Here is a 17,804-nt window from a genome sequence, read left to right as displayed (position 1 = left end):
CACCCTCGGGCACACGCGGCGAGCGCGGCGCACAGCGATCCTGGCGGCTCCCCTCGTCCGCTCCGCGGCGGGACTCGCACCTTTGCGACGGCGGGGGGCGCTAGACTGCGCTCTTCGAGGCGACGAGTTCGCGCGCCGCCGCGAGCAGGCGCTCGGGCGTGTTCGCCTCGGGCTCTTCGGTGACGAGCTCGACGAGGCGCTCCAGGAGCTCGCCGACGAGCCGGCTCGGCGGAATGCCGAGCTCCTTCATCAATCGATTGCCGTTCACGGCGAGATCCTTGGCGGAGAGCGCCGCGCCGGCCGCGAGCAGCGCGTCCACGCGCTCCCGGAGCCGCCCTATCGTGGCGATGTCCTCGGTCGCCTCGCGCCCCTTGCCGAGCGCGTCGGCGAAGCCGATCTCGTAGAGATCCGGCGCCAGGGCCGGGGTCACCCGGCGGAGCCAGCGGCGCACCGCTGCGTCCGTCCAGGTGTCGTCGTAGCAGATCAGGTGGTGTCGAATGAGCGCCACGATCCGCGCGCGCTCGTCGTTCGAGAAGCGGAGCCGCGTGAGGATCGGGTCGGCCATCTCGGCCCCGACCCGCTCGTGCTCATAGAACGTATAGTCCTTCGTCTTCTCGGAGAACTCGCGCGTCCTCGGCTTCCCGATGTCGTGCATCAGCGCCGCCACGCGGAGGATCGGCTCGGGCTTGCACGCGTCGAGGCAGGCCATCGCGTGCCCCCACACGTCGTAGGCGTGCCATCGGTTCTGCTCGCACCCGACCGACTCGATCATCTCCGGGCAGGTGATCGCCAGCAGCTCCGTCCGGCGCATGATCTCGAACGCCACGCTCGGGCGGCGCGCGCGCATCGCCTTCAGCCACTCGTCGCGCACCCGCTCCGCGCTCACGCAGCGGAACGTCTGGTGCGACCGCGCGGTGCCCATGGCGCGCTCGGTCTCGGGGTCCAGCGTGCCCTCCAGCGTCGCGGCGAAGCGCGCCGCGCGCAGCACCCGCAGCCCGTCCTCGGCGAACCGCGCGCCCGGATCCCCGACCGCGCGGATGATCTTCGCCTCGAGATCGCTCCGCCCGCCGAACGGATCGATGAGGTGCCCGTCCACCGGATCGATCGCGATGGCGTTCATGGTGAAGTCCCGCCGCGCGAGATCGGCGGTGATGTCGTCCACGAACTCGACCCGATCCGGCCGCCTGCCGTCGCTGTAGGTCCCGTCGCCGCGCAGGGTCGTGACCTCGTACGGCACGCCGCGCACGAGGACGGTCACCGTCCCGTGCTGGATCCCGGTCGGGATCACCTTCCGGAACGCGGCCACGACCTCTTCCGGCCGCGCGTCGGTCGCGACGTCCCAGTCCTTGGCGTCCTGCCCGCGGAGCAGGTCGCGCACGCAGCCGCCCACGATCCAGCCGCGCTTGCCGCGCTCGCGGAGGCGGCGACAGATGCCGAGCACGTCCTCGGGGACGGCGTCGATGAGGTGATCGATCGGGGTCACGCCTGCGGCTTATCACGGGCCACGGCGAGCAGGGCCCCCGCCGAGCGCGCGCTCACCTCTTCGGGTGAGCCCAGGGGTCCCGGACATCCGGGTTCTTGGGGGTCCGGGTCGCCGGCACCGCCGGCGGCCGGCCCGCCCCGGGCCTCGCCTTCGGACCGCTCTTCTCGTCGGCCTCGAGCTTCACGAGCTTGCTCGGCTCGGTGCCGTCGAGCACCACCGTGCTCGTCTGGTACCCCTCGGCCCGGATGTCGATCGTGACCGTCTGCCCCTGCTCCACGTCGATGCTCGCCGGCAGCTTCAGCTCCACGCCGTTGCGGTAGCCGACCGCCGTCTCCGGCACCGCGGCCAGCGCGACCGCCATCTTCTGCACCGGCGGCGGCTCGGGGGGCGCCGGCTTGGCGGGCGCCTCGACCGGCGGCTTCTGCGCCTTCTGGGCGTTGTCCCTGGCAGACCCGCTCGCGCCGATGACGAAGATCGCCGTCACGATCCCCACCGCGGCCGCCGCCCCGGCCACCCACACGTAGCGGGGCCAGTGCGAGCGCGGGGGCGACGGCGGCGTCGCGGGGACGATCACCTTCGAGGTCTTGAAGTAATCGTGCGGCACGTTGAAGCCGCCCGAGCGCGCCATCATCTCGGCGACCGCGCCAGGCACGCCCCCGCACTTCACCTGCTCGAGGTCGGCGTGGAGATCGCCCATGGTCTGGTAGCGCGACTCCGGCTTCTTGGAGAGGCACTTCAGGATCACCGCCTCGAGCCCGGGCGGGCAGTCGGGGCCGCCGACGAGCGCGCGGATGGGGACCGGCGCCTTGTACATGTGCTGCGTCAGGATCCCCATGAAGTTGTCGGCGTTGAACGGGAGCTGGCGGCTCACGAGCTCATAGAGCATCACGCCGAGCGAATAGATGTCGGTCCGGTGATCGATGGGCGCCCCCGCGGCCTGCTCCGGGGACATGTAGTGCGGCGTCCCGAACACCGCGCCGGCGCGCGTCAGCTTGGTCGTCGTGCTCGTCGACACCTTCGCGATCCCGAAGTCGAGGATCTTCACGAAGTTCGGATCGCTGCCGCGGGCGACCACGAAGACGTTGTCCGGCTTGAGATCGCGGTGGATGATGCCGGCGTCGTGCGCGGCGGCGAGCCCCGCGGACAGCTGCAGCGCGATGTGGCAGATGCGCTCCATCGGCAGGTCGTTCGGCGAGTCGATGAGCTGCGCCAGGCTCACGCCTTCCAGGTACTCCATGACGAAGTACGTGGAGCCGTCCGGCAGGTCGCCGAAATCGGAGATGTCCACGATGTGCGGGTTGCCGATGCTCGACGCGGAGCGGGCCTCCTGCACGAAGCGCTCGAAGATCTCGCGGTCCCGCGCGAGCTCCGCGCGGAGCACCTTCACCGCGACGCGCTTGTCGATGACCTTGTGGCGGGCGAGGTAGACGAACCCCATCCCGCCCTCGCCGAGCAGCCGCTCGATCTTGTACCGGTGATCGAAGGTCGTCCCGATGTAAGGGTCCTTGGCGCCCGGCGGCCGCCGCTCGCGCGGCTCGACCTCGTCCGGCGGCGGGATCTCCAGGGAAGGCTCCCCTTCGCTGATCGGCACCGGGCTCGTTCGCCCGCTGATCTCGTCGGCGTCCGGCTCGCTCTGCCGCCCGAGCCGCGGGGCCATCTGGCGCAGCGGCGGCGGCGCCCGGAAGCTCGGCGGAGCCCGGAAGCTCGGCGGCACCTCGCTCGCGGGCCCCTCGACCCACCCCGCCCTGGAGGGCCTCGACGAGGGGCGGAGCTCGACCTCCACCGGCACGTCGTCATCGGCGCCGCTCGGCTCCATGGAGGACGGCGCGAACGCGGCCGCGACACCGGACGAGCGAGCCCCGCCAGCCGCGCTCGTGGGGCGCGACGGCGGTGCCTCCTCGAGCGCGCCTTCCTCGGCGTTGAAGACCCTGCTGCGCGCGGTGTGGTGCTCGTTTTTGGTGGCGCTCATGAAAGGCTCGCGGGCAGAAGTGCACGCCACATGCCGGCAGCTGCGACAGGATTGGATTCTAGCAGGCGTTCGGTCCGGGAAGCGAGATCATGCGGACCCCGCGCGCGAAAGGCCGCGGTGAGTGCGCGTCGACCGCGGGTCGGCCCGTCGCCGACCATGGCGGCCCAGCGTGCCGCGCGCGCCGCGTTCTGCTAGGAGGGCACCGCGATGAGCTACCCTATCGAGGTCGCGCTGCGATATCTCGGCTCCAAGAAGCGGGCGTTCATCTCGGTCGGCACCACGTTCGCGATCCTCGGGGTCGCGCTCGGGGTCGCGGCGCTCGCGACCGTGATGAGCGTGACCGGGGGCTTTCAGGCGGAGTTCCGCGAGAAGGTCCTGGGCGTCAACGCGCACGTCCTGGTGATCAAGTACTCGACGGACTTCCGTGAGTACCGCACGATCATGGAGCAGGTCTCCAAGGTCCCCGGCGTCATCGGCGTCGCGCCGTTCAGCATCAACCCCATGATGCTGACGCACGGCGACGCGACGGCGACCGGCGTCCTGGTCAAGGGGGTCGACCCGGCCAGGAGCCTCGGCGTGGGGGCCGAGGGCGCCTCCACGGCCGTGCTCGACCTGCCCCGTCACATCCTCCCGGGCGGCGATCTCGCCGGGCTGCGTCGCCCTGGCTCGAAGCCCGCCGAGCGCGCCGTGCCGTCGTTGCCCGACGTCCCCGTCCTGGAGCCGGACGCGGGGGCGCGGGGCGCGCTCGCGCCGGACGCGCCCGCGCCGGACGCGGGCGCCGAGATCGATCTGCTGAAGGCCTACGAGGCGCGGATCCGCGAGGACGAGCGCGCCGCGGCCGCGCGCGACGCCGCGCTCGCGCCCCCGACGTCGCCCGCGGCCGAGGCCGACGGCGCGCCGGACGCCAGGGACGAGGAGGCCGAGGTCGCGATCGCCGAGGGGGCCCCGCGGGGCGCGATCGAGCCGCAGGGCGGCTATGGGAGCGTCCTCCCCGATGACGACGAGCTGCCGCCCGAGGTCGATCCGGACCCCTGCGCCGACAAGGAGCAGATCGCCAGGATGCCGGGCATCGTGATCGGCGCCGCGCTGGCCAAGAATCTGTCGCTCGAGCTCGGCCAGTGCGTCACGGTCACCTCGCCCACGATCGGCTTCTCGTTCGCGAACGGCGCCATCAAGCCGCCTGTCGCCAAGCGATTCCGGGTCATCGCGATCTTCGAGGCCGGCTTCGAGCAGTACGACACCAAGCTGGCGTACGCCGATCTCTACGAGACGCAGGCGTTCTACGACCAGGGCGACACGGTGACCGGCGTCGAGATGAAGGTCGACGACATCGACAACGCGAGCGGCATCGCGCGCGAGATCAGCAAGCTCCTCGGCAGCGGGCTCTATTACACGATGGACTGGGAGGAGCTGAACCACGGGCTCTTCACGGCGCTGCGCATCCAGCAGATCGGCATGAGCGCGGTGCTGGCGCTCATCATCGTGGTCGCCGCGTTCACGGTGATCGCGACCCTCATCATGGTGGTCCTCGACAAGAAGAAGGAGATCGCGGTCCTCAAGGCGATGGGGGCCACGGACGCCGCCGTCCTGCGCATCTTCCTCTACCAGGGCGGGATCATCGGCGTCGCGGGCACCACGCTGGGCCTCCTGCTCGGCGTGGCCGTGTGCAAGGGGCTCCTTGTGTACGGCTTCCCGCTCGACCCGAAGGTCTATTTCATCTCCCACCTGCCCGTCCAGGCGCGCCCGCAGGAGTTCATCATCACGGGCTGCATCGCCATCCTCATCTGCCTCGCCGCCACGATCGTGCCCAGCCTCTACGCCGCGCGCCTCCGCCCTGCCGAGGGCTTCCGCGCGCAGTGAGCCCCCGCCTCCCCGCGCCCCGGTAGGCCCACCTCGGGCCGGGCGACGCTGAAGGCCTCCCACCCTCGATCCCGACGCGTCGCGCCGGCTACCGCCGAGAGGCGGAGTAGAGCTTCTGCTGCCCGTCCTTGTTGGACGCCAGGTAGAGCGTGCACTCGTCCGGAGAGAGCGACGGGGTCATGACGGCGACGGTCGGGGCCAGGTTCGGCAGCAGCATCCTCGCCGGCTGAGCGTCCACGGGCAGCCCGTCGTCCCCGAGCGCCACATAGAAGCTCCGCAGCACCGACGCCGCCTCGCACTCGCCGCGCGCGCTGTAGGGCGCCTGGAAGAAGAGCAGGCTGCCGTCGGGCGTCACCCACGGGGCGAGGTCGTCTCCCTGCGCCGGGCAGTCGCCTGGCAGGTGGATGTCGAGCGCCTGCACCTCCGCGTCCTCTGCGCGCTTCGTGACGAGCCGGCTCGTGGTCCCGCCGCCCTCCTGGTGCCTGCTCATGAACCAGTACCGGTAGGAGGGCCGAAGCCCGTGGGCGACCGCCACGGAGCGGCTCCCCCCGTCCGGGTTGAGCGCAGGGAGCGCGTTCGCCTGCGTCGCCTCGATCCCATCCGCGACGAGCAGCTGCGGGAGGCTGCCCGGCTCGGTGGGGAGGCGATCGAAGAGCAGCGAGCCCGCAGGGAAGCCTTCGACCGGCGAGGGCGCGTCCAGGGGCAGGAGGAGCGGACCCGACTCCTGGCCCGCATCGTCGACCACGAAGCTCGAGACGGCCTCGCCAGCCGTCCAGGGCCGCCCGGTGGCCGTGGCGATCTTCGTGTCGTCCGATCCGAACTTGGCCGTGTAGACGAGCCGGAGCGTCGCCTCGCCCTCTCCGGCCTCGGCGCGCACGCGCGGGAACGCGGGCATCGCCCCCGCCACCTCGACCTCCGAGAGCGCGCCGAACGACAGCACGCCGCCGCGGGCCGCGCAGGAGACGCACGTCTCGCTGGCCGTGCAGAACTCCCCGTCCTTGCACGCGCCGCACCCGCCCGCGCCGCCCCCGCCCGACGCGGCGGACGACGAAGCCGGGCCCCCGCCTCCCCCGCTGCCCCCGCCCCCATCGCCGCCGGCGCCGCCGGCGCCGCCGGCGCCGCCCTCGCCGCCGCTCGACGACGTGGACGTGGCGTCCGCGCCGGCCGCCGTGAACGGCTCGCCGCAGCCGGCGAGCGCGCACAGCGCGGCGAGCGAGAAGGTTCCGTAGAAGCGAAGCGTGCGCACCCGAGCTGCCTCCTGTCGTGGTCCCGCCGCGCGGAGCCGGCGTGCGCGGTCAAGACGCCTTGTTGTAGTCCGTGTCCTCGAGAAGGATGACGTTCGTCTTCGAGCGGGTCTCGCCGACGCTGGTCACGTAGACCGCGGGCTTGTCCTGAACCGGACAGACCTTCTCGCACGCGCCGCAGCCGATGCACAGCGACGGATCGACGTGCGGACGCTGCACGTGGACCATCTTCATCGGCGGCTCCTTGCCGCTCTCGGCCGCCACCGGCTCGCGCTTCGGGATGTCGACCTCCTCGACCCAGATCGCCTTGGGCGACGTCGGGCAGAACTCCTCGCAGACGATGCACGGCACGCTCATCGACCACGGCAGGCAGCGCCCCTGATCGTAGAACGCGGTGCCGATCGAGATCGGCTTCTGGCCGATGCCCATCTTCTGCTCCTCGGTGATCTTCTGGATCGCTCCGGTCGGGCAGACGTCGCCGCAGAGGACGCAGGAGTGCTCGCAGTACCCGATGCGCGGGATGACGATCGGCGTCCAGAGCCCCTCGATGCCCGCCTCGAAGAACGCGGGGTGGATCGCGTTGTTGGGGCAGACCTTCATGCACTCGGCGCACCGGATGCACCGCTCCAGGAACTCGCGCTCCTCGACCGAGCCCGGCGGCCGGATCACGCGGTGGTCATAGTTCGCGTCGAGCACGTCGGCGATGCGCGCCGTCGGGATGATCACCGCGCCGGCCGCGGCGGTCGCGAGGGCGGTGCGGCGGCCCGTGTCGGGCGTCACGAGGGCGCTCTTCCGGTTCGGCAGGAAGCGGAACTTGATGACGTCCTCGGGGCAGGCGCTCTCGCAGTTGAGGCACATGTGGCACTCGTCCTGCCGCCACTTCACCCCGCCCTGGGGCGAGTCGGCGCCCTGGCAGTGCACGAGGCACAGGTTGCAGTCGGTGCACTTCGCGTGATCCTTCTGCATCCCGAAGAGCGCGAAGCGCGCGAACACGCCGAGGAACGCGCCGAGCGGGCAGAGCACGCGGCACCAGAACCGCGGGATGAACCGGTTCATGAAGAGGATCGCGACGAACAGGATCCCGACGAACCACGTCTGGTGGAAGTAGAACTGCTTCGTCTGCCACACGCTCGCCGCGAGGAAGTCCTGCGTGTGGTCCGCGGCGAGCTGCACCGATCGGCTCCCGGTCCCGGCCGCGGAGCCGGTCACCACGCTGGCGACGTACTGCGCGGCCGGGATGACGGCGAGCCCGATCGCCCGGACCGCCACGCAGATCGGATCGAACAGCCCCCCGATCGCGCTGCCGGCCACGCTCGCCGCGAGGAAGGCGTACATCAGGTAGTACTTCACCCGCTGCCGCGTGTACGTCTTGTTCGCCTCGACGCGCTTGCCGCCCTTGCCGTAGCGCGACGGGAAGATCCACCCGAAGAAATGGTGGAGGGTGCCGAAGGGGCAGATCCAGCCGCAGAACACGCGCCCGAAGACGAGCGTCAGCGCGAGGATCCCGAGCGACCAGAGCAGGCCGCGGTAGACGGTGTGCGTCGAGAGCAGGGTCATCGCGCCGACGAACGGGTCGGCGAGGAGGAAGCCCTCGACGGGGAGCGGCAGGCGCACGCGCGCCTCGGCGGAGGCGAACGAGCCGCGGAAGCCCGTCTGGAACAGGAAGTAGAGGAACAGCCCGAGGCAGCCCGCCTGCACGGCGCGGCGCACCCAGACGAGCACCTGGATCACCTTGCGCGCCGGCAGCCCCGAGCCGGGCCGGCGCTTCGGGGCGGGCCGGACGATCGAGCCGACCTTGCGCGCCATGCGCAACAGCGCGCCCCAGCGGGCCTCCTTCGCGGACGCGGCGGGCGGCGCCGCGCTCGCCTTCGCGGGCGCCGCGCCCGCTCCTGCCGCCGGTTCACGGTGCGCCGGCGCAGCCGGCGTCGGATCGAGGTTTGCCATGAGTACTACACCTCGGCGAGCCGCAGGTTCTGCCAGTGCATCGTGCCCAGGCCCCGCTCGTGGCCCATCTTCAGGTACGGGATCTCCTCCGGCTTGCGGCCGATGAGCTGGCAGCCGTACGCGTCGGCGGCGACCTGGTCGGTCGTCGCGATCACTGTGTGCATGTCCTTCGCGTCGGCGACGTTCCCGCCCTGCGGCCCGTTGCGCATGAGGACGCGGACGGCGTCCACGATGGTGAGCGTCGGCTGGATGAACGTCGCGAGATCGGCGATCGACACGTCGATGTTCTGGTGGAGGCGGTTGCGCCGGCCGCCGAGCGCCCCGTACCAGTTCTTCATCGCCGCGGTGTACCTGGACAGGTTGTGGTGCTTCGCGATCGGGACGTTGATGACCTTGTCCGCGTTGACGAGCGGCGTGTAGACGGGCCAGTCGTCGAGCACCTCGCCCTTCAGGCGCATGCCGCGGAAGCGGTGCGCCGCGGGGATGACGACCTCCGCGCCGACGTCGTAGGCGGCCTTCCAGATGCCGGAGCGCTGGAAGCAGCGGTTCGGCTCGTTGCACGAGGCGTCCGTCACGATGACGGTCTTGGCGCCGGCGTCGTAGGCGAGGCGCACCACCTCGGCCACGACCTTGGGGTTCGTGTTGGCCGCGTGGATCGGCGTGCGATCCCAGCCGATGTTCGGCTTCACGACCACGACGTCCCCGCGCGAGATGAAGCGCCGCATCCCGCCGAGGGCGTCGACCGCCTTCCGGACCAGGGCGGCCGGGTCCGGGGCGCCCCCGGCGAGCAGCTCGGCGCCGGCGCGGGCGACGACGAGCTGCGGCAGGTCGGCAGGAGCGTCGCGGAGCCGGTAGTCCCGCGTCTGCTGGCGCTCGGCTGCGGCGGCGGCGCTGCCGCCGCGGTCCCACCGGGCCGCCGCGAGCCCGCCCGCGCCCCCGAGGACGAGGCCCGCCGCGCTCAACCGACGCAGCATTTCACGTCGAGAAATGTCACCCATGGCCCTCGCCTTCCCTGGACCTACGGATAGCCTCCCCGGGCGATCGCCACAAGCAGAGGTGGCCTGGCGGCAGCGACGTGCGCCGCCTCCCGGCGCTTCCAGCGACGGCGCTCAAGGAGGAGCCGCGGTGGACGTCGCTGGGGCCGCCGGGGTTGCTGGGGCCGCCGGCGCCGGAGCGCCGGGGGCGGGGGAAGCGCCCGTGTTCGCCGGCTGCGGCGCTTGCGGCGCCTGCGGCGGCGCGCCGCTCGCGGCGGGCGACGCGTGCGCAGGCGGCGGGGCGGCGGGCTCGTCCGGCTCGTACGGGTCGGCCTTCAGGCGATCGCGCTCCGCAAAACAGCTGGCGCGCTCCGCGTCGCACGCGGCCCGCAGCTGCGCCGCGTTGGCGAGGTCCGCCGAGCGCTGGTCGGCGAGCGCCCTGGCCTCGTCGCGCTCGGCGGTGACGGCGGCGCGCGCCTTCTCGACCTCGGCGAGCCGCTCGTGTTCGGCCATGGCCGCCTTCTGCGCGGCCGCCGCGCTGTCCTCGCACGTCTTGAGGCGCGCCGCCTGGGTCGCGTGCAGCGCCTGGATCTCGCGGGCGTGCTCCGCCTCCGACGTGGAGCCGCTCTTCTGGAGGGTGGCCAGCGTCGCGTTGAAATCCGCGCGATCCTGCTCGCGGGCGCCGCGGCACGCGATCGCCTCGGACTGGGCGATCTGGTGGCTGGCAACGCAGGTATCGAGCTTGTCGAACGACTCGGCGCCCCGCTGGCGGGCCTGCTCGAGCTCGTTCGCGAGCCGCAGGGTCTCGCGCTTCGAGAAGCCGAGCAGCACGACCGCGCAGCCCACGAGGGTCATCGCGCCGGCCGCGATCCGCGCGCGCAGGTAGGACGTCTTCTGCTTGATCCGCAGCCGCTCCGCGTCGCGCTCCGCCTCGCGCTCCGGCTCGAGCAGCACGTCGAGCTCCTCGGCGAGCTGGGTCATCGACGGCCGCTCGTTCGGATCGATCGCGAGCCATCGCCTGAGCGCGGCCTGGAACATCTCGCGCGGACGCCCGGTGAGGTCTGGCAGCGCGTTGTCGGCGAGCGGCTTGTCGGCGCGGACGTCGTGCGCCTCGGCGAGCTCGGTGCGGCTCTGCGCGGACTCGCCCGGGAAGTCCCTGGGGTTCACGAGCGAGTAGAGCAGGGTCGTGGCGAGCCCGTACGTGTCCATCTTCTCCGAGAGCGGCACGGCGCCGGGGAAGCCGTTCAGCGCCCGGAGCTGCTCGGGCGAGGCGTAGAGCGCGGTGCCGGCACAGAAGGAGGCCTCCCGCTCCGCGGCCACGCCCAGGTCGAGCAGGATGGGGTGGACGCGGCCTGCGAACCTGGCGAGGAAGATGTTGTCGGGCTTGACGTCCTGGTGCCGGAGCCCGGCGGCGTGGAGCGCCTCGAGCCCGCGCGCGACGGCGAGGAAGATGTCGTGCGCCTCGCGCAGGCCGAGGGGGCTGCGCTCGAGCCGCTGGGCGAGGGTCTCGCCCTCGTAGACCGGCATGGTGAGCCACACGTAGTCGGCGTTCATGCCGTGGTCCTTCAGCTGGACGACGTGCGGGTGCCCGACGGTCGCGAGCATGACGAGCTCTCGCTCGACGTTCCGCATCGCGTACAGCGAGCGGGGCATGAGCTTGAGGGCGACCTGGTGCTCGGGGACGTCGATCCGCTGGGCGACGTAGACCTTGCCGAACATGCCCTGCCCAAGGAGGCGCCCGAGGCGGTAGAGCCCGCCGACGATCTGGCCGACCTCGGGGAGGATCGACGGGCCGCGGCTGCTGCTCCTCGCGGGGTCGTCGGTCCCGCCGCGCGACGTGGTGCGCACCAGGCTGGACGGATCCGCCACCGTGACGGCGAACGCGTGGACGATCGTGGTGCGGAGGTTGGGGTCGACGGGCGGCACAGCGATTGCCAGAGTAGCGGAAGCTGCGAGCGCTGAGAAAGAAGCCGGCGGACGGAAGACGGCCGGCGCGGGGCGTTTATTCGCGGAGGCTGGCAGAGGCGCCTGCGGGCTCACGTCCTCTCGCTCGGAGCGTCGCGTCGACGCGGAGGTGCGCCACCGTGGCTATCCCGGCGCTACGGCTCCGGGAGAAAACGGACGTCGAGCGTCGCGCCTACGTGCACGAGTCCACCCGGCTTCCGCTCACTCCAGCGAGAGCTGCGGCGGCCGCCCGCGCAGGGCGCTCCAGACGGCCAGCACAAGGACCTCTCCGCTCTCGCGGTCGACGACGTAGTGGACCAGGTAACGCGATGTCGGGAGTGGAGCGCGGCGAACGCCTTTGATCCGCCGGTGCGCGTGCGGTGCTCCGGCCTCGGGCGCTGTCCTGAGCAGGCTGAGCAGGGCCGCGAGCTCCTCGCGGAACAGGGAAGGAGCGGCAGGTCGGTTCTCGATCCACCATGCGGCCGCTTCCCTCGCCTGGCGGACGGCTTCTCTGGTGAGCCGGATGCGGGCTCGCTTCATTCGCGCGCCGGCTCGAGGCGCGCGATCTCCGCCAGAAACTCGTCCGCATCGACCGTGCCTTCGCGCGCGCTCGCCAGCGACACCTCGAGCACCTCGTCGAGGCGAGCCCGCTCTTCTCCGTCCAGGTCGTCGTTGTCGGCCACCACGAGCTCGATCACGGTCCCCTCGGCAAAGCTCGTCGGCTCGTCGAGGATCAGCCGGCCGCCGTGCACTTTGGCTCGCAGCGCGCTCATGACCGCAGCGTACCATCCGGGGTCCGCCCAGGGAAGCTCAGCGCTTCCGCTGAGCTTCCCTGCGGGCACCGTCGCTCGACGCCTGTGTCTCGGGCTGCGATCGCGCTCTGGATCGCTTGCCGCGGCGAGGCGAGCCCCCTCGCCTGTCGCTCAGCCCTCCAGGGGCATCGCTGGCGCCGCTGGCGAAGGCGTCGCCGGCGCGGGTGCTGCGGGCGAGGGTGCTGCCGTCGCCTTGGCCCGCCGGGCCGCTGCGCGCTTGCGGCGCTCGTACGCGCTCGTCACATCGCGCACGATCTCCGGCTGGCCACGGAACACGAAGCGCGCCGCGTTCCGCACGAGGCCCATGCGCTCGACCAGCAGCGTCGCCAGCTTGTTGCGGAGCAGCAGCGCCTCCTGTGCCTGCCTGGAGATCGCCTCCGCCTGCGCCGGCCGGCTCCGCAGCTCGGCCGCCACGGCGCGCGCCTCGTCGAGGTGAGCCGGCTCGAAGCCGCCGAGCCCGTCGAGCGCGTCGCGGTGCTTCTCCCCGAGCAGCGCGTAGTCGTCCAGCGCGCTCGCCAGGGCGTCGGCCGTGTCGGGATCCTCCGCGTGCGCCGCGTCGATGCGGGCCAGCATCTCGTCCTTCGCGTCGTCCACGCCGTCGTCGAAATAGAAGGTCAGCGTCGCCGAGATCTCCCCCAGCAAGAACTTCCCGCGCTCGCGAGGGCTCTTGTTCTTCTCGACGGTCAGGAGATACCGCGTCTGCGCCTCCTGCGTGGCGCGCTGCAGCGAGAGGATCTCTTCTGCCGTCCTCGGCCCGAGGCGCGCGGCGTCCCCCTTCTTGCCGTCCTTCGGGACCGCCGACTCGAGGCCCAGGCGGGTCACCCGCTTCTGGGCATCGACCTGTGTCTTCCAGTACTTGTCGCAGAACTTCGCCACGTCGACCGCCTCCCCGAGGAGCACGTGCAAGGGCACCGTGATCGCCGGGAGATTGCCGGCGCTCATCTGCTGGACGACGTCCGACCACTGCTCGATATCGCTCTTCTTCTTCGCCATCTCGACCTCCCCTGGGTTGCGGCGCCGGACCCCCTGTCCGGAGCGGCAATCCCGGGCATCCATTCCGGAGAGCCGTGAACCGGGCTCCCCTTCACAAGGACCTCGACGCGTCACTCCCGAGCTCGTGCGCCCCGAGAGGCGCAGGGCCCTTATCGAAGCGCGCGAGGCTCGGGAGCTTCGCGACACGGCCACAGGGATACACGTGGCGTGCCTGGACAGAACGGCTCCAGGGACAGAGGACGATGCGCCGGGGTGTCCCTGGCGCGTCGCCCCCTGTCCCTCGCGGCACGCATGTGGGTCCCTGACGCTTCACCGCACGTCCCTGATACGCAGCCTCCCTGTCCCTTGCAGGAGCACCTCGGCCCGCGCCCGGCGCTTGCCCATGTCCCTGGTTGCGATCTCTGTGTCCCTGGCCGCCGTCTGCCTGTCCCTGGAGGCTTCCCTCGGTCATCGGATCGGTGGGATGGTCGAGGCCGGGAGTTCACTCTCCTGACAACTTGCCGCAAGCGCTGTTGCACGCGACCGGGGTATCGCGCGGCGCGAGGGGCGCGTGCCGTCGGAGGCGCCGTAAGGCGATGCGGGATCACGCAATCCTTTGCGCGAGCGCCGGAAACGGCACGAGGGCCGCGGCATGCATTCGGGCCACGGAGCGGAACGCCCCCGCTGGAGCGAGAAGCTCGCGCGCAGGGGAGCGCGCTGGCCTGGTCGATGCACAAAGGCGCCCGAGATGCGCCACGGTGCACAACGGTGCCACCTGGCGCTGTGAGATCGGGAATCCACGCAAATGTTCGCCAAAGCCGCGCTCGTGCTCGCCGCCCTGGAGCTCGCCGGATGTGCCGTCCTTCGATCGCCGGCGGCGCCGCCCGAGCTCTCCCACGCGCTCTCGGCGATCCGCGCGGCGGAGCGGGAGGGCGCGGGCGCGGACCGGCGCTCGGCGATGCACCTCGCGCTGGCGAAGAGCGAGCTCGCCCAGGCGAGGCGGCGGCTGTCGGTGGGCGACAAGGAAGGAGCCCGCTGGCTGCTGCGGAGGGCCGAGGTCGACGCGGAGCTCTCGACGCTCATGGTGAGGGAGGCGGGGCTCCGCGACGCCGCGGGCCGCACGCTGGACGAGGCGAGCACGCTCGCGGGGCGGGCCGAGTGACGGGCCGCGCGCGCGCCGTGGTCCCGCTCGCGCTGGCGCTCTCGCTCGCCGGCTGCGCTCGGAGCGCGGCCGGGCCGCCTCCCGAGCTCGTCACGGCGCGCGCCGCCGTCGTGCAGGCGCGGGACAACCCGCTCTCCCCGCTCGCGATCGCCGAGCTGAAGCAGGCCGAGCAGGCGCTCGCGATCGCCGAGCGCGAGGAGCGGAGGAGCCCGCGCTCGCCCTCCGCGCGCGACGCCGCCTACGTGGCGCGGCGGAGGGCGCAGTGCTCGCTGCTGTCCTCGCTCGTGCGCGCGAACCAGAGCGCCCTCGAGCGCGCGCGGCAGAGCCAGCGCGCCGCGGAGCAGCGGCGCGCGCGCGCCGGCGACGAGCCTGCCCCCGCGGCGCCCGCCCCTGCCGACGAGGTCGATCTCGACATCGCGCTCGATCGCGCGCGCATGCGGCCCCAGCAGTCCGCCAGGTGATCGCGGCCGCGCTCCTGCGCTGCCGTGCTCGCCGCGGCGCACCCGCGTGACGCCTGATTTGCCGCTGGAATCCGGGCGGATCGGCCCGAGCGCCCCAGCGCGCTGCATACCGCCCAGGGCGTCAGCGCGGCCTCGGCGGAACGATTTCTCCTGGGAGTGGTCAATTTTTGGATCCAAGATGCGCGCGACGCGCCTCCGCCAGCGGCGAAAGCGTCCCGGAGGTCAGCGACGGTCGAAGTTCGATGGGACACCCGTCCCGCGTGCGAGGAGAGCGCGATGAAGGAAGGCGCGAACGTGATACTGGTGCCCGTCGACTTCGAGGCGGCCTCGATGAAGGCCATCGAGCTCGCGAGGGATCTGGGCGCGAGGCTCGGGCACCGGGTCGTGCTGCTGCACGTCTATCAGCTCCCGGTCTACACGTACCCCGGGCTCGAGCCGGCGCTGATGCCCGGGTTCCACGCCGAGGTGAGCGCCGCCGCGTCGCGCGCGGTCCAGCAGCTGTCGGCGCAGACAGGGGGGCTCTCGACGGCGCTGCGCGAGGGCGACCCTGCGACCGAGATCCTCGCCGCCGCCGAGGAGCAGGGGGCGGCGATGATCGTCATGGGCACGCACGGCCGCCGGGGGATCACGCACCTCTTCCTCGGGAGCGTCGCCGAGCAGGTGATCCGGAAGAGCAACATCCCCGTGCTCACGGTGCGCGTGGCCAGCTGATCCTCGGCGGCGCCTCGCGGTAAGCGGACCGGCGCGGCTGCCGGCCGGGGCGCGGCGGGCAGGGCCGCGCTCGACTGGGTTAAGGCGGGCTCGACCGCGCTCGACGCGGGTCAGGGCCCCGGCTTCTGCGTCGCATGCGGCGCGTGGAGTTCCTCGCATGTCGCCCCTGTCTCCGCGCGATCTCGCGCTTCCGCCGAACCTCCTGAGCTTGGCCCGGCTGCCGCTGGCGGCGCTGTTCCCGATCGTGGCCACGCAGCCTGCGCTCGCCCTCACCGTCCTCTGCTGCGCAGGCCTGACGGACGTGCTCGACGGCTGGCTGGCCCGCCGCTCCGGTCAGGTGACGCCCACCGGGGCGATCGTCGACCCGATCGCGGACAAGGTGTTCGCGCTCGCGGTGGTGGGCACGCTCCTCGAGAGCGGCGCGCTCCCTCTCTGGGGCATCCCGGCGCTGCTCGCCCGCGAGCTCCTCGAGCTACCGCTCGCGCTCTGGATCGCGGTGAGCCGCCGCTTCCAGGGCGCGCGCCTGTCGGCGGCGAGCGCCAACATCCCTGGCAAGCTCGCCACGGCGGTGCAGTTCGCGGCGGTCTTCGCCGCGATCGCGCTCCCCTCGGCGCTGACCGCGATGCTCGCCGCGTCGGCGATCGCGGGCGCGGCCGCGGGCGTCTCGTACTGGGCGCGCCAGCTCCGCCGCGTGCCCGGGGCGGCGTAGGCGACGCCCGGAGGCGCTCCTGGTGTAAGGTCGGCCGAAGCGGCGCGTTGAGCGCCTGCCACCGGCTCCATGCTCCGAGGAACCATGCGAAGAACGCTGCCCGTCTGGGCTCTCCTTGCCTCGCTCGCCGGCCCCGCCGCCTGCAGCTCCGCCCCTTCGGCGGCGCGCGACGCCTCCAGCTCGCCGTCGTACGGAGCGGCGCCGGCCCCGGTGGCAGGGATGCCTCCTGGCGTCATGCAGACGACCGGCGCGTCGACGCGCTCGGGGTCGGTGCGCGAGGAGTCGTACGACGCCGAGGTGTCGGCGGCGGGGGATTTCGCCAAGGCTGCGCCGCCGCCGGCGCCCGGCGGCGGCGCTCAGCCCCCGGCGGCGAGGCCGGCGCCGACCGCCGCTACGCCGCAGCCGGCGCCGACCTCGTCCGGCGCCGCACCGCAGGGCGCGCCCCAGGCCGCCGGCGAGGTGAGCGCGGCGCGCGCGCCCCTCCTCGTCTACACGGCGGACATCGCGATGGCGGTGTTCGAGGTGGGCGCGTCGCTCGGCAAGGTCGAGGCGCTCGCGCGGGATCTCGGCGGCTTCCTCGCCCGCCGCGACGATCGAACGATCACGATCCGCATCCCCGCCGCCCGGTTCGACGAGGCGCTGAAGCGCCTGGAGGGGCTCGGCGACATCCTCCAGCGCAACGTGGTCGCCGAGGACGTGACCGAGGAGTTCCTCGATCTCGGCATCCGCATCCGGAACGCGCGTGCCGTGCGCGATCGCCTGGAGAAGCTCCTCGAGAAGGCCGCCAAGGTCGAGGAGTCGATCCAGCTGGAGCGCGAGCTCGCGCGCGTGTCCAGCGAGCTCGAGCGCCTCGAGGGGCGGCTCAAGTTCCTGCGCGATCGGGTCGCGTTCTCGACCCTCACCGTGACCTTCCAGCCGCGCTCGACGGAGACCCTCGCCCCGTCGGGACCGCGGCTCCCCATCGACTGGCTCAACGAGCTCGGCCTCTCGCGGCTCCTCAACCTGTGAACCGGGCCCCTCCGATGAACCACTCCCTCCGCCACGCCTTCGTCCTCCTCGCCTCGCTCGCCGGAGCGGCGGCGCTGATCGGCTGCGGCCGGCCCTTCGTCCCGGCGACCCCGCCGGGGTTCGTCGACCTCGGCGATCGCTACGGCGACGACGAGTACCGCGCGACCACCGCCGAAGGGCTGGTGATCGGGATCCGCGCGTTCGAGAACGATCCGAAGGGCGACCTCGCCTTCTGGTCCCGCGTGATCGAGAAGCGGCTGCGCGAGGGCGGCGGCTACGCGCTGCTCGGCAAGACCGACGTGAAGGCCCGGAACGGCCAGCCGGGCGTCCAGCTGCGCTTCGGGCACGACGAGGGGAAGGAAGCGCACCTTTATTACCTCACCGTCTTCGTCAACGACGATCGCGTCTTCCTCCACGAGGCGGGCGGCGCGAAGGCGCTGGTCGAGCGGCATCAGCAGCAGATCGACTGGGCCATCCGCAACTTCCTTCCGGAGTGACGCGAGCTGCCCGCGTCGGCCACGCGCGCGTCACTGCAGCCCCTGCGCCGCTGC

Annotated in this window: 16 protein-coding genes; 7 read left to right on the top strand and 9 right to left on the bottom strand. The window is 72.3% G+C overall.

What is annotated here, in order from left to right; translation table 11 throughout:
* Nucleotides 1-100 precede the first annotated feature (100 nt).
* A complete protein-coding gene (locus WMF14_RS06285; RefSeq protein WP_437799266.1) occupies nt 101-1,483 on the bottom strand; it encodes a CCA tRNA nucleotidyltransferase in 1,383 nt (460 codons plus the stop codon).
* A gap of 52 nt (nt 1,484-1,535) precedes the next feature.
* Nucleotides 1,536-3,452: a serine/threonine-protein kinase gene (locus WMF14_RS06280; RefSeq protein ID WP_272100647.1), complete on the bottom strand. Its 1,917-nt coding sequence runs from the start codon at nt 3,450-3,452 to the stop codon at nt 1,536-1,538.
* A 207-nt stretch (nt 3,453-3,659) separates the two neighbouring features.
* On the opposite strand from WMF14_RS06280, the gene WMF14_RS06275 reads away from it, so the two are divergent.
* On the top strand, nt 3,660-5,312 hold the full coding sequence (locus tag WMF14_RS06275; RefSeq protein WP_437799265.1) for an ABC transporter permease: 1,653 nt from the start codon (nt 3,660-3,662) through the stop codon (nt 5,310-5,312).
* Between the two features lie 88 nt (nt 5,313-5,400).
* On the opposite strand, the gene WMF14_RS06270 is transcribed toward WMF14_RS06275, so the two are convergent.
* The 7 genes from WMF14_RS06270 to WMF14_RS06240 all read right to left on the bottom strand — a co-directional run bounded on the left by WMF14_RS06270 (nt 5,401) and on the right by WMF14_RS06240 (nt 13,223).
* Complete coding sequence (locus WMF14_RS06270; protein WP_437799264.1) at nt 5,401-6,558, bottom strand: hypothetical protein; 1,158 nt, start codon at nt 6,556-6,558, stop codon at nt 5,401-5,403.
* A gap of 49 nt (nt 6,559-6,607) precedes the next feature.
* Complete coding sequence (locus tag WMF14_RS06265; RefSeq protein ID WP_437799263.1) at nt 6,608-8,500, bottom strand: 4Fe-4S binding protein; 1,893 nt, start codon at nt 8,498-8,500, stop codon at nt 6,608-6,610.
* A gap of 5 nt (nt 8,501-8,505) precedes the next feature.
* On the bottom strand, nt 8,506-9,498 hold the full coding sequence (locus WMF14_RS06260) for a DUF362 domain-containing protein (protein ID WP_437799262.1): 993 nt from the start codon (nt 9,496-9,498) through the stop codon (nt 8,506-8,508).
* A gap of 111 nt (nt 9,499-9,609) precedes the next feature.
* On the bottom strand, nt 9,610-11,400 hold the full coding sequence (locus WMF14_RS06255) for a serine/threonine protein kinase (RefSeq protein ID WP_437799261.1): 1,791 nt from the start codon (nt 11,398-11,400) through the stop codon (nt 9,610-9,612).
* Nucleotides 11,401-11,640: 240 nt separating this feature from the next.
* Nucleotides 11,641-11,958: a type II toxin-antitoxin system RelE/ParE family toxin gene (locus WMF14_RS06250; RefSeq protein WP_437799260.1), complete on the bottom strand. Its 318-nt coding sequence runs from the start codon at nt 11,956-11,958 to the stop codon at nt 11,641-11,643.
* Nucleotides 11,955-12,191, bottom strand: coding sequence for a hypothetical protein (locus tag WMF14_RS06245; protein WP_437799259.1), 237 nt, complete (start codon nt 12,189-12,191; stop codon nt 11,955-11,957). Before WMF14_RS06245 ends, WMF14_RS06250 begins: the two co-directional genes overlap by 4 nt.
* A gap of 150 nt (nt 12,192-12,341) precedes the next feature.
* The gene (locus tag WMF14_RS06240; RefSeq protein ID WP_437799258.1) at nt 12,342-13,223 is read right to left on the bottom strand and encodes a hypothetical protein; all 882 of its coding nucleotides are present in this window, start codon (nt 13,221-13,223) and stop codon (nt 12,342-12,344) included.
* Nucleotides 13,224-14,007: 784 nt separating this feature from the next.
* On the opposite strand from WMF14_RS06240, the gene WMF14_RS06235 reads away from it, so the two are divergent.
* The 6 genes from WMF14_RS06235 to WMF14_RS06210 all read left to right on the top strand — a co-directional run bounded on the left by WMF14_RS06235 (nt 14,008) and on the right by WMF14_RS06210 (nt 17,750).
* Nucleotides 14,008-14,364 carry a DUF4398 domain-containing protein gene (locus WMF14_RS06235; RefSeq protein ID WP_437327862.1) on the top strand — a complete coding sequence of 119 codons (357 nt, stop codon included), beginning with the start codon at nt 14,008-14,010 and terminating at the stop codon, nt 14,362-14,364.
* Entirely contained in the window at nt 14,361-14,825 is a 465-nt protein-coding gene (locus WMF14_RS06230; RefSeq protein WP_437799257.1) for a hypothetical protein, read from the top strand. Before WMF14_RS06235 ends, WMF14_RS06230 begins: the two co-directional genes overlap by 4 nt.
* A 276-nt stretch (nt 14,826-15,101) precedes the next feature.
* The gene (locus WMF14_RS06225; protein ID WP_437327860.1) at nt 15,102-15,536 is read left to right on the top strand and encodes a universal stress protein; all 435 of its coding nucleotides are present in this window, start codon (nt 15,102-15,104) and stop codon (nt 15,534-15,536) included.
* Nucleotides 15,537-15,693: 157 nt separating this feature from the next.
* Nucleotides 15,694-16,245: a CDP-alcohol phosphatidyltransferase family protein gene (locus WMF14_RS06220; protein ID WP_437327859.1), complete on the top strand. Its 552-nt coding sequence runs from the start codon at nt 15,694-15,696 to the stop codon at nt 16,243-16,245.
* Between the two features lie 84 nt (nt 16,246-16,329).
* Nucleotides 16,330-17,253: a DUF4349 domain-containing protein gene (locus WMF14_RS06215; protein ID WP_437799256.1), complete on the top strand. Its 924-nt coding sequence runs from the start codon at nt 16,330-16,332 to the stop codon at nt 17,251-17,253.
* Nucleotides 17,254-17,267: 14 nt separating this feature from the next.
* Complete coding sequence (locus WMF14_RS06210; protein WP_437327857.1) at nt 17,268-17,750, top strand: serine/threonine protein kinase; 483 nt, start codon at nt 17,268-17,270, stop codon at nt 17,748-17,750.
* Nucleotides 17,751-17,804: the final 54 nt, after the last annotated feature.

Origin of the sequence: Sorangium sp. So ce693 (assembly GCF_051521375.1) — a bacterium.
Lineage (GTDB): Bacteria > Myxococcota_A > Polyangia > Polyangiales > Polyangiaceae > Sorangium > Sorangium atrum.
The sequence above is the reverse complement of the archived record's forward strand: the minus strand, read 5'-3'. Positions and strand labels throughout refer to the sequence as shown.